The following is a 13,239-nucleotide window of genomic DNA, read 5'->3' as shown; positions in this document are numbered from 1 at the left end:
TCCTGGTTATGCACGCATTTTCATCCCGCGTTTAAATAATTCCAGTAGTGTGCGGGCCTGCGTCAAAGCCGTGCCATCAAAATGAATGGGGCCCGCCATGTGAATAGCCAAACGATCCATTTGAGACGTACTGTCAATAATCGCCATTAATTTCTTGTGCGTTTCCTCGTTGGCAAGCATGGCAACATCTTTGCCCAGGAGGCAGGCTCCTGCATGGTCTGGATCATAATCGGTTGCTTTGAGAATATCTATTTCTTCTTCATACAATCGATCCATATTTCCCGCCGCGCCATAACCTTGCATGATTTGGCATGAGTCTTGAGCATCCTTAGCATTGACCAAACCGCGCTCTGACCAGGCAAATAATTTCAATATTGAAAGTCCTGCCAAGGATGCGACGCGCACAGTTTGATTGGGTGCCACCTCGACTCTGCGCTTGCCGCTAGCACTTCGCCATACCCCGTAACGGTCATCATTGTCGCCATATCAGGCGGCCATGCAATGACGTTGTCTGGATGCTCGACGCCGCCGAAGGGGATGAGGTCAAATGGATATCCATACCCGCTATGTGTACTTCTGTAAAACAGTCGCTGCTTTGATGTTGCGGATGCGTAAAAATGATTGACTTGTATGAGACTGCTTTTTATATTTTCAAATTGCGCCCAATCCTTCACTGCGATCGCAAAATCGACATCAGTTGTTGCACGACGTATGTCCATTCCAAATACGTGCGTAAGTAGAATGTCTCGGGCTGTAGCGCCAACGATGAAGTAATCACTATTCCATTGCTTCGTTGCCCGTACGACTTCCTGCAAAATGATTAAAGCAATCGGATCTAACGGACGATCAGCTGGTGTGTAGTGTATTTTCAAACCCCCTTTCCTTGATAAGTTGCGCCAGCTCAATGTTTCTAGGCTCTAGCGACGCCATGAGATCGGCATACACCAAAATAGGAGGGGCCAGATCCTGATGTGTATTTGCTTCCGAGAATTCCCAAAATCTTTCCAGAATGTCGATGGGGCCTTCAGGGTCTGGTCGCAATCTATATGTTCTGATCAGTTCATGTAATCGCGTTGACATTGCCGTTTGTTTTACATATAGGGTCTGCGTGGCAGGCTTAAGATATGTTGTCATGCGCTGCGCAGCAACTTCGCCTCCCCAAGATATGTCGCCGCCATCAAAATGGACATCTTTCCACCAATCAGGATCAGGCGCGCGAAATCTGCGGGCATGGAGTTTAGAGCGTAATGTCGTCGGATAATTAGTCACCCACTCATCGAGCAAGCGTGATGGGTCAAGCAGTTGTCGATCATTTTTTTTCCGGGAGTCAATCAATAAGCCCCGTTTTTCGAGATCGGAAAATACCGGGCCAACAGCACCCAGTGAAATATCTGCGACTTTCACAATCTCTCGGTATGACGCATGTATCAGCTCCGGACGGCATAGCAATGCAAAAATCATTCTCATTGTTGTCGGATTGTTGGTCGTCCGTCCGGTCTCAGATGTTAATTCAAGGTTCGTGCCTTTGAGACCTTTCACGAAGACATATAAGCCAGGTGCGTTGAGATAAACATTACCAACGGTATCGATGAACTCAAGGTGTATCGAACGACAATACTCGGCCATTTCTGCGCTGAGGTAAGGGACAATCAGCAGCCCTTTAGATGTCATATTTTCTAATTGCGCTTTTACGTTAGCGATGATTATTTTTCTATCGAGGAAAGACTTACATTCAACAACGTATTCGTATTGATCATCACCGACTTGAAGCGTGATAACAGCATCGGCAATGTAATGTGGACTTATCCTTTTTTGCGTTGCAAGAATCCGTCCTGTGATACCCGCAGTGGTTCTTAATGCAGAAAGCGCTGCGGTAGTGAGCTCTTTTTCTCTGTAAGAGTAATCGTGGTTTGGAGGCATGGCATTCTTTATGTTCAGTTTTCAATAATGTTCACGTAACGTGAACATTATTATAATTAGAACAAAATATTTTTTTGTTTGGAGATGCATTTTGTTCACATAGCATCAGGTCCCCAAAAACAGCCCTCCTCAGTGCATTCTCCATTTGTTCTCCATAATAGGTCACCGGAATACCCGGCCAGATCAGCATGGATCAGCCGCCATCGGTTTTCCTCAACATCAAACAAGGAGATCAATCAATGATGCAATATCGACGTCTCGGCAACAGCAATCTGAAAGTGTCTGCCCTCTGTCTGGGGACCATGATGTTTGGCGATCAAACCGAGCTTGGGGAGGCGCAGCGCATTGTCGACTCAGCACGTGACCATGGCGTCAATTTTATCGATACGGCGGACGTCTACAGTAAGGGCGGCTCTGAAGAAATGGTCGGCAAAGTCTTGGCCGGTGATCGCCATAACTGGGTACTCGCCAGCAAGCTGGGCAATCCGATGAGCGACCGGCCGAATCAATCCAATTATTCTTATCACTGGATTATCAGCGAAGCCCAAAGCAGCCTCAAACGTCTGGGCACCGATTATCTCGATATCCTCTATCTCCATCGCGACTATCACGGAGAAAATCTGGAAGAAGCGGTACGCAGCATCGGGGACTTAATCCGGCAAGGAAAAATCCGCGCATTTGGTTTATCCAACTTCCGTGGCTGGCGTATCGCCGAAGTCGTGCGTTTATGCGAGAAACTCGGCGTGCCGACGCCGATAGTCTGTCAGCCGTACTACAACTTACTCAACCGGCTGCCCGAGGTAGAAATCGTGCCAGCGTGCGCGCATTACGGTCTTGGCGTCGTGCCTTACAGCCCGATTGCACGCGGCGTACTGACCGGAAAATACCTGCCGGGCCAGCTCCCGCCGGAAAATACCCGCGCCAGCCGTGGCGACAAGCGGATTATGGAAACCGAATTCCGCGAAGAATCGCTGCTCATCGCGCAGCGCCTGAAGCAACACAGCGAAGCCCGTGGCATCGGGCTGGGACATTTTGCCACCGCCTGGGTATTGGCCAATCTCCATGTCAGCTCAGTCATCGTCGGGCCGCGCACCCTGGCGCAAATGGAAGACTATTACCCGGCTGTAGACGTCAAAATCTCGGTCGAGGACGAGACGCTGGTCAATAGTCTGGTCCCGCCAGGGCATGCTTCGACACCGGGGTATACCGATCCGGGGTATCCGTTTTTTGGGCGAAAGACCGCTGTTTAGAATGGAGCTATATTTAAAGTGCGGGGTTTAATTGGAGGAGGTCGTTATGTTGACAATTCACTTACCGGAAGAGATCGAGGCCAGACTGGAAAGCCTTGCTATGCGTACTGGTCACAGCAAAGCTTTTTATGTCCGCCAAGCCATCTTGGCGCATCTGGATAATTTGGAAGACTTGTACCTGGCCGAGCAGGTTATGCGGCGCATCCAAAGCGGTGAAGAGCGTACTTTCACGTTAGATGAGGTGGAGGCGGGACTTGGTTTGGAAAATTAAAGTATTGTCCGCAATCCCCCAAAGCAGCCTGTCATACCTGACAGGCTGTTTTTTTTAATCACCAGACTACAATAAGCCTCCCAATGTTTCCTTGGGGAATCTTATTGAGGGGGCCAGATGCTGTACAAGCTGTCTGATACGCACACCAGCGGCATGGATCTGGTCTGTTTTGTCGTTGATTACCATCCATGATCGGTGGGACGGTTGATCCGATCCACAACGATGTAGTCGCATCAGGCGCAGCACAAGCGGCAGTGCATGACTGCAACGACAGCGGCATTTCCGCGCTCATAGTGGTCGCGCAACTAGCAGGCGTGGCCGCCAGCGCCCTGCGGCTCAAGCATTTATCCGGCACGTCCGACAACGTGGATGCGATCACCTTGGTGCGATTAGCACGCCAGCTTGCGCTCAAGGCCCGGTTGGTCACTAGTCATTCCCTGCGTCTCGCCCACACACCGTTACCCGCCATTGCCGAATACAAAGACGGCAGCTTTCTGGTCCTCGCCAAATGCGCCAACGACACGGTGTTATTGCACGATGACGTCGGACAGCGTACTTATTCACTGCCATTAGCAGATTTTGCCCAGCTTTGGTCAGGGCGACTGATTTTGATTACCTCGCGCGCCATTCTGGCCCAAGGCGGTGGCAAGTTCGATGTGTCGTGGTTTATCCCGTCTATCGTCAAATATCGCAGGCAATTTCTGGAAGTGCTGACCGGTTCTTTTTTCCTGCAATTGTTCGCGTTGGTTTCCCCTTTATTTATGCAAGTCGTGATCGACAAAGTGCTGGTCCACAAGTCGATGTCTACGCTCGACGTACTGGTCTTTGGTCTGATAACGATTTCCGTGTTTGAGGCGCTGCTGGGCGGTTTGCGCACCTATGTGTTTAGCCACACCACCAACCGTATGGATGTCGAATTGGGCAGTCGTTTGTTCGATCATTTGCTCAATTTGCCGCTGGCGTATTTTCAGGCGCGGCGCGTGGGCGACAGCGTCGCGCGCATCCGCGAGTTGGAAAATATTCGCAATTTTTTGACCGGCAATGCGCTCACCGTGGCCGTGGACTTGTTATTTACCGTCGTGTTTTTCGGTGTGATGCTGGCGTATTCCGGCGTGTTGACGTTGGTGGTGTTCATTTCACTGCCGTGCTACATCGCCTTGTCGGTGCTGGTTACGCCTGCATTAAAAATCCGTCTGAATGAAAAATTTCGCCGCTCGGCAGAAAACCAATCCTTTTTGGTCGAGGCGGTCACCGGCGTTGAAACCATCAAATCGATGGCAGTAGAACCCTTGATGCAGCGCCGCTGGGAAACCCAATTGGCGGGCTATGTCTCCGTCGCCTTTAAAGCGGCCAATCTGTCGAATGCGGCCAATCAGGTCGCCTCACTCATCAGCAAACTGACGACCGCAGCCTTGCTATGGTTTGGTGCAAAACTGGTGATCGCAGGCGGCTTGTCGGTGGGCGAGTTGATCGCCTTCAATATGCTCGCCGGGCGAGTCAGCGCGCCGGTATTGCGTCTGGCGCAGCTCTGGCAGGATTTCCAGCAGGTGCGCTTATCGATGGACAGACTTGGCGATATTTTGGATAACAAGGCCGAGTCCAGTGTTGCCAGCGGCCAGACCTCGATGCCGCCGGTCAAGGGCGAAGTCGTCTTCGACAATGTCATCTTTCGTTACCGTCCCGATGGTCCGGAAATCCTGCGTGGCCTGTCACTGACGGTCAACGCGGGCAGCGTGACGGGCATCGTCGGTCCTTCCGGTTCCGGAAAAAGTACCCTGACCAAACTGATCCAGCGGCTGTATTCCCCCGAGCGCGGACGCGTGCTCATCGATGGCATGGACTTAGCCGTACTGGACCCGGCTTCGCTGCGTCGCCAAATCGGTACCGTCTTGCAAGAGAACATGCTCTTCAAAGGCACGGTGCGCGACAACATCGCGTTTGCCGCTCCTGGCATGCCGTTCGACAAAGTGGTCGAAGCCGCGCTGCTAGCTGGTGCGCACGAATTTGTACTGGAATTGCCGCAAGGTTATGACACTGAACTGGGCGAGCGCGGTACCGGTTTGTCCGGCGGGCAACGGCAACGTATCGCCATTGCGCGTGCGCTGGCGACGAATCCCAAGATACTGATTTTTGACGAAGCAACCTCGGCCTTAGATGCCGAATCCGAGGCCGTCATCCACAGCAACATGGACCAGATTTGTGCAGGGCGCACCGTCTTTATCATCGCCCATCGGTTGTCAGCGGTACGCATTGCCGAGCGGATTATCACGGTCGAAAAAGGCGAGATCGTGGAAGAGGGCACGCACGATGAATTGATTCAACGCTGGGGCGGACGCTATGCCTCGCTGTGGCAGCATCAGACGGGGTATCTGCATGCCCATTAACCGAATAGTCGATAAAGTGCGCCATTCCTGGGCGATTGCCCGTGCCGCCCACGCCGAAGAAAAAGCGCGCGGCATACCGGCTCGCCGTCAACGCGATGAAGTTGAATTTCTGCCAGCCGCGCTGGAGGTGTTGGAGACCCCGGTTTCGCCCATCGGGCGCAGCGTGATGTGGTCGTTGATGACGCTGTTTGTGATCGCGCTGATCTGGTCGATGATCGGGAAAGTCGATGTCGTCGCTGTGGCCCAAGGGAAGATCGTCCCCAACGGCAAGAGCAAGACGATTCAACCGTTAGAAGCCGGTATCGTCAACGCTATTTTGGTAGAGAACGGCCAGCACGTCGTCGCCGGTCAGCCCTTGATTGAACTCGATCCCACCAACGCCGCCGCCGATGTCGGCAAAGCCCGCACCGCACGCATTGACGCCATGCTCACAGCCCGGCGGGCGCAAGCGTTGCTCGACGCACAGCGCGATAACCAATTGCCGCAATTAGACGCCTTGGCCGAGGCCACGCCAGAGCGCCAACACGATACCCAATATCTGGCCGAAGGCGCTTACACCGAATATCGCAGCAAGCTGATCTCGTACCGCGCCACGCTGCAAAAGCGCCAGCACGCCTTGCAAACGACCCGGCATAAAATCGCTAGTCTGCAACAGACCTTGCCGATCGCCCACGCGCAAGAAAGCGACTATCACGCCTTGCTGATACAAAACTACGTACCGCGCCACGCCTGGCTGGAAAAACAGCAGGCCCGGATTCAGGCCGAGCAAGATCTGGCCGCACAGCATAGCTATGCCAGCGAACTAGCCGATGGGATCGCCGAGCAAAAACAGGACATCGAGACCGCCATCGCCCAGTTCCGGCGCGAACAACTCGACGCCCTCAATGCCGCGCAGCAGCAACTCGCGCAAGCGCAGGGGGATGAGGCGAAGTCCGAGCAACGGCATCTGCAAACACACCTGATCGCGCCGGTCGCCGGGACGGTCCAGCAATTGGCGATCCATACGGTGGGCGGGGTGGTGACTGCGGCGCAAGAATTATTAGTCGTGGTGCCCGATGACGCCAGTCTGGAAATCGAGGCGCAGATACTCAATCAGGATATCGGTTTTGTCCGACCCGGGCAGGAGGCAGAAATCAAGCTCGACGCGTTTCCGTATACGCATTACGGCACGCTGCCAGGCAGGGTGATGTCGATCTCGCAGGATGCGGTGAAGGACGAACAATTAGGATTGATTTATCCAGCCCGGATTACGCTGCTGAAAACGACTATCGTCGCCGATGGAAAATCGCAACCGCTGGCCCCCGGGATGGTAGCTTCGGTGGAAATCAAGACCGAGCAGCGGCGCATTATTGAGTATTTACTCACCCCCTTGTTGAAGTATCGAAGCGAGGCACTGCGTGAACGCTAGTGAGCGCTAATATGCATGCGATGAGCCGAAAATGGTGGCACATAGCAAGCTGCGCCGCAGGGATTTTTTTTGCAGGAACCATCACCGTACAAGGAAGCACCATGAAAGAAGCTACTGCACTAGTGGTCGTCTCCCAAGACGCCATTGCAATACCGCAGAAGGACGTTTTGGCGACTGTTGAGCACGTAGCCTGGCACCCAAATGGCCATGAATTTGCTGTTGTAGCAGGTCTGCAGGTGTTGATTTTTAATGCGCATACGCAACAATTAGTACGTGACTCTGCGCCCATTTCAAACGGCTGGGGAAGTGGCAGCCCGGCGCTGGCATATAGCCCGGATGGGCGTTATTTAGCCGCAGGCAAAGATGTGATCAGTATTTTTGACGCCAATACGGGCGTCAAGCTGCGCGACATTGACGGCCCTTATCAAGGCGAAGGCAGAACCGATCCGACTAGCGCCCGGGCCAATGTGCAAAGCCTGGTATTTAGTCCGGATAGTCAATTTCTGTGTGTGATTTACAAAGATTATTGGCCCGCAACGGCCGCTGGCGCGACCGACATGGTGGCGGCCTGGCGGGTCGATATCGGTCAACTGCTGTTTTTCGTGGCCGCACCTGTGTATCAAAGTAAAGGATTGCTCACCACCAACATCGTCTACAGCCATGACGGTAAGCATGTGTTGGTTGGCAGGATGAATATTGCCGATACGCGCATTCCCGGACAGAAATTTCAGTACTTCACCTACCTCGACACCATCGATAGTCAGACCGGAGAGTTCAGGTCGGCGATTGCCTCCGTGCATGCGATGCAAGCCACCGCGCTGGCCATCAGTGCCGATGGCGGTACTCTCGCAACCGGCACACAAACCCTCTCCAAAGAAACCCATAGACGCGGTTTTACCGACGACTGGGACACCATCGACAATCAGGATCCGGTGCGTCTGTGGGATCTTGCCAGCGGCAAACTGGTGCGCGAATTGGGGCCGATTAACAGCACCGTGCGTGCATTGGCGATCAGTCCTGACGGCCGCTATGTCGCGGTGAATCATTCATTGGAAGTGCTGATATTCGATCTCGCCAGCGGACAACTACTGCAAACCGTTGCGCTGCCGGGCAAGCGTGGGTTTTCTTTATCGTTGCAGCTTGCTTTTAGTCCGGATAGCAAGTTGTTGGCAGTTCCTTTAGATACGAAAGTGTATTTACTCAACATGAAGTAAATATTTTTTATGAAGTGTTACGTCCCGTAACTCCGAGTACTACCGCCGCCTGCTCTTTCATTGGAGAGAAAATTTATGACGACAATTGCGATTGCCGCTACGCTTATTAACGATGCTTACCACGCATCCAACGACAAATACGGTCACCCGATACTGGAGCGCGGGGCGATCAAACCACCAGCCGGTTGGGTTCTCACCAATGTGATTGATCACACCAGCAAGGGTGGCGACTACGCGGCTATTTTTGTCAACGCGACGACGCAGGAAGTATTCATTGCCGGACGCGGCACAGCGCAATTGAGCGACTTTAAGATCGATGCAGAAATCGTCTTAGGCTATCCCCCGACCGACAGAATCGTCGATGCGCAAGCCATACTCTCGAGTATCAGAAGAGACCCGCTCTATAGCGGTTACACCATCCAGGCCGGTGGTCATTCATTGGACGGTCTGGTCTGGGCCAAAGTCAGCGAGCGTGATGACAATCCCCATCCGATTAACGTATTGGTGATTAACGCACCGAACATCGCCATCAATAACTTCATCGATATCAATGGCGACAGTCATGTCACCTCCATTGTTGAAAAAAATGATGTTATCGGCCATTTCGGGCCAGACTTTTCCAACACCATTTATGTTGATGGCAACGTATTAGGCGGATGGTTTAATCAAGCCGGAACGCACGGCATCACCAATACTCTGGTCGAAGGAGTCGATAAGAACATCGATTTGGCCAATCAAGATCTGGCGCATGTCGATCCAAAGGTGATCGCCAATAGCGGTGTTTCCGGCCTGACGTGGGGTGGTCGCGTGATTGTGCCTATGCACCAGATGCTGGCGAACATGCAGCCCGATGGCTCTATGGCCACCTCCGGCAACGACGGTGTCAGCCTTGCCGGGCAGGCGACGCCGATGGATGTATCGCTTGCCCATGCCGAGAGCCGTAACAAGCTCACCGTCGCGACCCCGATGGCGGCTAGCGCGGTTAATTTAATCAGCACGATCGGCACGATTGCGCCGAGCATGTCCGGCGCACCAGCTTCGTTAAGTCACTTGATTCAGACAATGGCTGGTTTCACCGATGGGAATACCGGTATCGATCCCCATTTCTCATTGGAGCATGTTAACCCTGCGCTCTATACCTTGGTTGCCGCACAGCATAGCGGGCAAGCAAGAAGTATGTGATGACGGCTTGTGCGCCGCTGCTTTCCTGCATCAAGCACGCCGCTCAGCTGGCCTTGATCGGATGCGTAGTTGGCACGCCAGCGTGTGTCGGGTTTGAGTTGGGACCGCGCGATCCGCTGTTTGCGCTCGATGCGCTCCCTGCCAGCCCGGCGGGTGCCATGCTGGTGTCGGCAGTGGCATTGTGTGCCGACAGGCCGGTGACAAGTTACACCTTGCAGGATGTTGTCGAGCAAGCCCTGTGCAACAACCCGAAAACGCGTGCGGCGTGGGCCAATGTCAAAGCACAAGCCGCGCAAGTCGGTGTTGCTAGGGCCGGGTATCTACCCACGCTGTCGGGCTCTGCACAGATAGCTAAAAATCATTCTGTCAGTCAGGGCAGTAGCACTGCACCCTTCTACGTAGCCTCAGACAACGCTTACCACAACAACACGTTGACTCTGAATTGGGTGCTCTACGATTTCGGCTTGCGCTCGGCAGCGGTGCAGCATGCCGAGAAGACGCTCAGCGCAGCGCTGGCAAATCAAGACAACGTGCTGCAAACGGTGTTTGCCAATGTGGTCAACGATTATTACGCCGCGCTGGTCGCGCAAAAGAATATTGCAGCCACGACGACGATGGAAGCGGATGCTAAACAGGTGTTGCGTGCGGCGACGGTGCGCGTGCAAAGAGGCGTTGCCGCCATCAGCGATCAGTTGCAAGCCAATACGGCGTATGCACAAACCGTCTATAACCGCAATAAGGCGCAAGGCGATGGACTCTCTGCGCTGGGTACGCTGGCGATCGCGATGGGCCAGCGCCCGGAGGGGGCGATTGTGCTGGTGGACGCGGACTATACGGCTACGCCAGTCTCTGCGCTGGTGCGCTCAGTGGGGGAGTTACTGCACGCAGCCCAACAAACCCATCCCGCTTTGCGTGCTGCCCGGGCCGAACTGGCGGCAGCCCGAGCGGGCGAAAAAATGGTACGCGCACAAGGGCGCGCAACCATCAGTCTGATCGGTCGCTTTAACGCTAACAATCAGTCGCAGAGTTCAGGCGTCGGCCAGCCCTATATTGGTGCGGCCACGCGGGAGCGCTATATCGGGATTCAAGTCGATATTCCCTTCTTTGAAGGATTTGGCCGAACCTACAAAATCCGCAACGCTCAGGCGCAGGTAGAGGAAAAAGACGCCAATCTGAGCGATGCCGAGCTGCAAGTGGCGGTGTATGTCTGGACCAGTTATCAGGGGCTCAAAGTCAGTGCCGAGAACCTGCGCACCGCGCAAGAAATCGTGGAGAGCGCGCAAGCCGCATTCGAGGCCGCTCAGAGCCGCTATCAAAAAGGCGTAGCCGACATTCTGGAGGTGATCACGACCCAAACGGCGCAAGCGCATGCGCAGCAGCAGAAGATTGCGGCCTTTGCAGGATGGCAAAATGCGCGCATTGCGCTTGCTGCAAGCGTGGGGAGTGTGGGGTTGTCGCATCTGGATTAGTTATTTCATGCCCGGCACGGTAGCGTTGCCATCGCTTCTTTAGTCCGTCTTGTCAGATAAAAAATCTTCACATTTTCCATCCCTGCTCCTTGCTAACTCCTCATAACCGCTCGCCCAATCGAAATAATCTTCTCCACTAGCCTGCATCAAATTTGTTAAATCTTGGTCAGACAACTACCTTGCATGTCAATGTCGTTTCGACAACACAACGGTTTTCCCTCAAAAAACGTATGGATACAAAAATGCTGCATAAAGTTAAGCAGTTGTATGCAAAAATGGACTTTTAGTACGTCGTATTAACTCAACTCAATCAGTATGTTGAGTACAAGCACGGGTTCATTTGTGAATTTATTCGGGAAAACCAAGAAAAATGCGGGTTGGTTAGCGATCAGTTGTCAGGTTGATGGGATTTTCGTCGCCCATATAAAGCGGATGACATCCGGTCGGCCCATGGTGGAACTGGCTTCCTTTTACCCGGCCGATAGCGTCACGTGGCCCGGTGCGCTCGAAAAAATGGCGAAAGAATGTCAGGCCGATCGTCACCAATGCCTGCATTTGCTCACCTCTGGCGAGTACCAGTTGTTGTCGATCGACGCACTCAATGTACCGCCTGAAGAACTCAAAAAAGCCGTGCGATGGCGTCTCAAAGAGATGCTCGATTATCACATTGACGACGCCACCATCGATGTCTTAGCCGTCCCGGTGAATAAGGTCGGCCCCTTGCATAGCAACAACACGCTGTTTGCCGTTGCGGTGCGCAATGCGTTAATCCAGCAACGCCAGAAGCTCTACGAGCACGCCAAAATCGCCTTGCGTGTGATTGATATTCCTGAGATGGCACAACGTAATATGGCGACCTTGCTTGAGGAGAAGGAGCGCGCCCTGGCATTGCTGTCCTTGAATGCGGAAGGGGGATTGATTACCTTCACCTTTGAAGGCGAACTGTATCTTTCGCGCCGTCTGGACATCACGCTCAAGCAACTAGAGCAGGCAGATCCGGTGCAAAAGCTGGTGCTCTATGAGCGCATTACATTGGAGTTGCAGCGCTCGCTCGACCATTTCGATCGGCAATATCATGCGTTACCGTTATCAACGCTGATGCTCTCGCCCATCGGATCAGAGGGTGCTGGTCTGCAAACGTTTCTTTCTGCTAATTTGTATATTCCCGTAGAGACGCTGGCTCTTGAGACAATTTTGGATATTTCCAAAGTGTCGGAACTCAATGACTCGGATTATCAGCAACGGTTTTTCATGATATTAGGTGCCGCATTGCGCCTTGATGAAAGAACGCTTTGAGTCAACAGATCAATCTGTTTAACCCGATTTTCCTGACGCAAAAAAAATATTTTTCGGCAGTTGCCATGGGGCAAGGTCTGGGCTTGATATTGCTCGGAGTGGTGTTTTTTTTAGCCTACTCTCACTTTCAACTTTCCAGCCTTCAGAGTCAGGAAAATCAAACCATTGCACAAGCCGCTGTGGTCGATGCGCAGTTGAGTAAGGTGAAACGCGAAAACATACCGCATTCAAAAAACTTGGTACTGGAAAATAGTGTTGCCACAATGGATGCTGAAATCCAATCCTTGCAACAGGCATTCGATATTCTGAAAAAAGGCGATATCGGCGATACCGGAGGATATGCCGTATTTTTGCGAGCATTTTCTCGTCAGATAGTGGATGGCGTATGGCTAACCGGTTTTAATATTGTTGGTGCCGGTAACGAGATGTCGTTGCAAGGACGTGCATTACGTCCTGAATTGGTGGCTGCTTACATTGGCCGTCTTAAAAATGAATCAATCATGCAAGGCAAAAACTTTTCTTCTTTGGATATCCGTATGTCGGGACCGACACCCCCAGCGCATTCGGCAACGATTCCTACCGTCGAATTTGACCTGCGATCTCCCACCATAGGAACGCAGCTGGCGACCTCGTCGGTGGATTTGTCTCCTGCGGTTGTTCCATCACCGGCGGTTGCCCCTGCTGCGCCGGTTGTTCCATCTTCATCGGTTGCTCCGTCCAAGTCGGTGGCCCTTGCTGCGCCGATTGTTTCCTCTGCGCCGACTGCATCATCAGCCTTACCATCCGCATCGACCATCGATTCGTGCTCGATGAACCGGGCGCTTAGAGAAGCTATCACCGACTGC

12 protein-coding genes are annotated in these 13,239 nt (G+C 53.1%); 9 read left to right on the top strand and 3 right to left on the bottom strand.

From position 1 onward, the window contains the following. Window positions 1-6: 6 nt before the first annotated feature. The 3 genes from ACVBEF_RS03405 to ACVBEF_RS03395 are packed head-to-tail and all read right to left on the bottom strand — an operon-like array spanning window position 7 to window position 1,920. Window positions 7-372, bottom strand: coding sequence for a hypothetical protein (locus ACVBEF_RS03405; RefSeq protein ID WP_447122538.1), 366 nt, complete (start codon window positions 370-372; stop codon window positions 7-9). Beyond that, window positions 369-872, bottom strand: a complete 504-nt coding sequence (locus ACVBEF_RS03400) for a hypothetical protein (RefSeq protein ID WP_447122537.1) — start codon at window positions 870-872, stop codon at window positions 369-371. Before ACVBEF_RS03400 ends, ACVBEF_RS03405 begins: the two co-directional genes overlap by 4 nt. Continuing rightward, entirely contained in the window at window positions 847-1,920 is a 1,074-nt protein-coding gene (locus tag ACVBEF_RS03395; RefSeq protein ID WP_447122536.1) for a type IV toxin-antitoxin system AbiEi family antitoxin, read from the bottom strand. The genes ACVBEF_RS03400 and ACVBEF_RS03395 overlap by 26 nt, the downstream gene beginning before the upstream one ends. Window positions 1,921-2,162: 242 nt before the next feature. Here ACVBEF_RS03395 and ACVBEF_RS03390 point away from each other — a divergent pair, with 242 nt between their 5' ends. The 9 genes from ACVBEF_RS03390 to ACVBEF_RS03350 all read left to right on the top strand — a co-directional run. Next, window positions 2,163-3,170, top strand: coding sequence for an aldo/keto reductase (locus tag ACVBEF_RS03390; protein ID WP_447122586.1), 1,008 nt, complete (start codon window positions 2,163-2,165; stop codon window positions 3,168-3,170). A gap of 46 nt (window positions 3,171-3,216) precedes the next feature. After that, window positions 3,217-3,441, top strand: coding sequence for a type II toxin-antitoxin system RelB family antitoxin (gene relB / locus ACVBEF_RS03385; RefSeq protein ID WP_447122535.1), 225 nt, complete (start codon window positions 3,217-3,219; stop codon window positions 3,439-3,441). A gap of 188 nt (window positions 3,442-3,629) precedes the next feature. After that, window positions 3,630-5,825: a type I secretion system permease/ATPase gene (locus ACVBEF_RS03380; protein WP_447122534.1), complete on the top strand. Its 2,196-nt coding sequence runs from the start codon at window positions 3,630-3,632 to the stop codon at window positions 5,823-5,825. Further along, the gene (locus ACVBEF_RS03375; RefSeq protein WP_447122533.1) at window positions 5,815-7,233 is read left to right on the top strand and encodes an HlyD family type I secretion periplasmic adaptor subunit; all 1,419 of its coding nucleotides are present in this window, start codon (window positions 5,815-5,817) and stop codon (window positions 7,231-7,233) included. Before ACVBEF_RS03380 ends, ACVBEF_RS03375 begins: the two co-directional genes overlap by 11 nt. Before the next feature lie 101 nt (window positions 7,234-7,334). Then, window positions 7,335-8,447: a WD40 repeat domain-containing protein gene (locus ACVBEF_RS03370; protein WP_447122532.1), complete on the top strand. Its 1,113-nt coding sequence runs from the start codon at window positions 7,335-7,337 to the stop codon at window positions 8,445-8,447. A 75-nt stretch (window positions 8,448-8,522) separates the two neighbouring features. Further along, on the top strand, window positions 8,523-9,629 hold the full coding sequence (locus ACVBEF_RS03365) for a hypothetical protein (protein ID WP_447122531.1): 1,107 nt from the start codon (window positions 8,523-8,525) through the stop codon (window positions 9,627-9,629). Further along, window positions 9,629-11,098, top strand: coding sequence for a TolC family protein (locus tag ACVBEF_RS03360; RefSeq protein WP_447122530.1), 1,470 nt, complete (start codon window positions 9,629-9,631; stop codon window positions 11,096-11,098). The genes ACVBEF_RS03365 and ACVBEF_RS03360 overlap by 1 nt, the downstream gene beginning before the upstream one ends. 315 nt (window positions 11,099-11,413) lie before the next feature. Further along, window positions 11,414-12,394, top strand: a complete 981-nt coding sequence (locus ACVBEF_RS03355; protein WP_447122529.1) for an agglutinin biogenesis protein MshI — start codon at window positions 11,414-11,416, stop codon at window positions 12,392-12,394. Continuing rightward, a partial coding sequence (locus tag ACVBEF_RS03350; RefSeq protein WP_447122528.1) for a PilN domain-containing protein occupies window positions 12,391-13,239 on the top strand: 849 nt, incomplete at its 3' end. The genes ACVBEF_RS03355 and ACVBEF_RS03350, both read left to right, overlap by 4 nt.

It is taken from the genome of Glaciimonas sp. GG7 (assembly GCF_052976905.1).
This window is presented reverse-complemented; position numbering and strand designations above follow the sequence as displayed.

Bases quoted from the DNA above. Each gene is read 5' to 3' on its own strand.
- ACVBEF_RS03365 (WP_447122531.1), top strand. From the start codon at position 8,523: ATGACGACAATTGCGATTGCCGCTACGCTTATTAACGATGCTTACCAC.
- ACVBEF_RS03370 (WP_447122532.1), top strand. From the start codon at position 7,335: ATGAAAGAAGCTACTGCACTAGTGGTCGTCTCCCAAGACGCCATTGCA.
- ACVBEF_RS03390 (WP_447122586.1), top strand. From the start codon at position 2,163: ATGCAATATCGACGTCTCGGCAACAGCAATCTGAAAGTGTCTGCCCTC.
- ACVBEF_RS03375 (WP_447122533.1), top strand. From the start codon at position 5,815: ATGCCCATTAACCGAATAGTCGATAAAGTGCGCCATTCCTGGGCGATT.
- ACVBEF_RS03395 (WP_447122536.1), bottom strand. From the start codon at position 1,920: ATGCCTCCAAACCACGATTACTCTTACAGAGAAAAAGAGCTCACTACC.
- ACVBEF_RS03355 (WP_447122529.1), top strand. From the start codon at position 11,414: ATGTTGAGTACAAGCACGGGTTCATTTGTGAATTTATTCGGGAAAACC.
- ACVBEF_RS03380 (WP_447122534.1), top strand. From the start codon at position 3,630: ATGATCGGTGGGACGGTTGATCCGATCCACAACGATGTAGTCGCATCA.
- relB (WP_447122535.1), top strand. From the start codon at position 3,217: ATGTTGACAATTCACTTACCGGAAGAGATCGAGGCCAGACTGGAAAGC.
- ACVBEF_RS03360 (WP_447122530.1), top strand. From the start codon at position 9,629: ATGACGGCTTGTGCGCCGCTGCTTTCCTGCATCAAGCACGCCGCTCAG.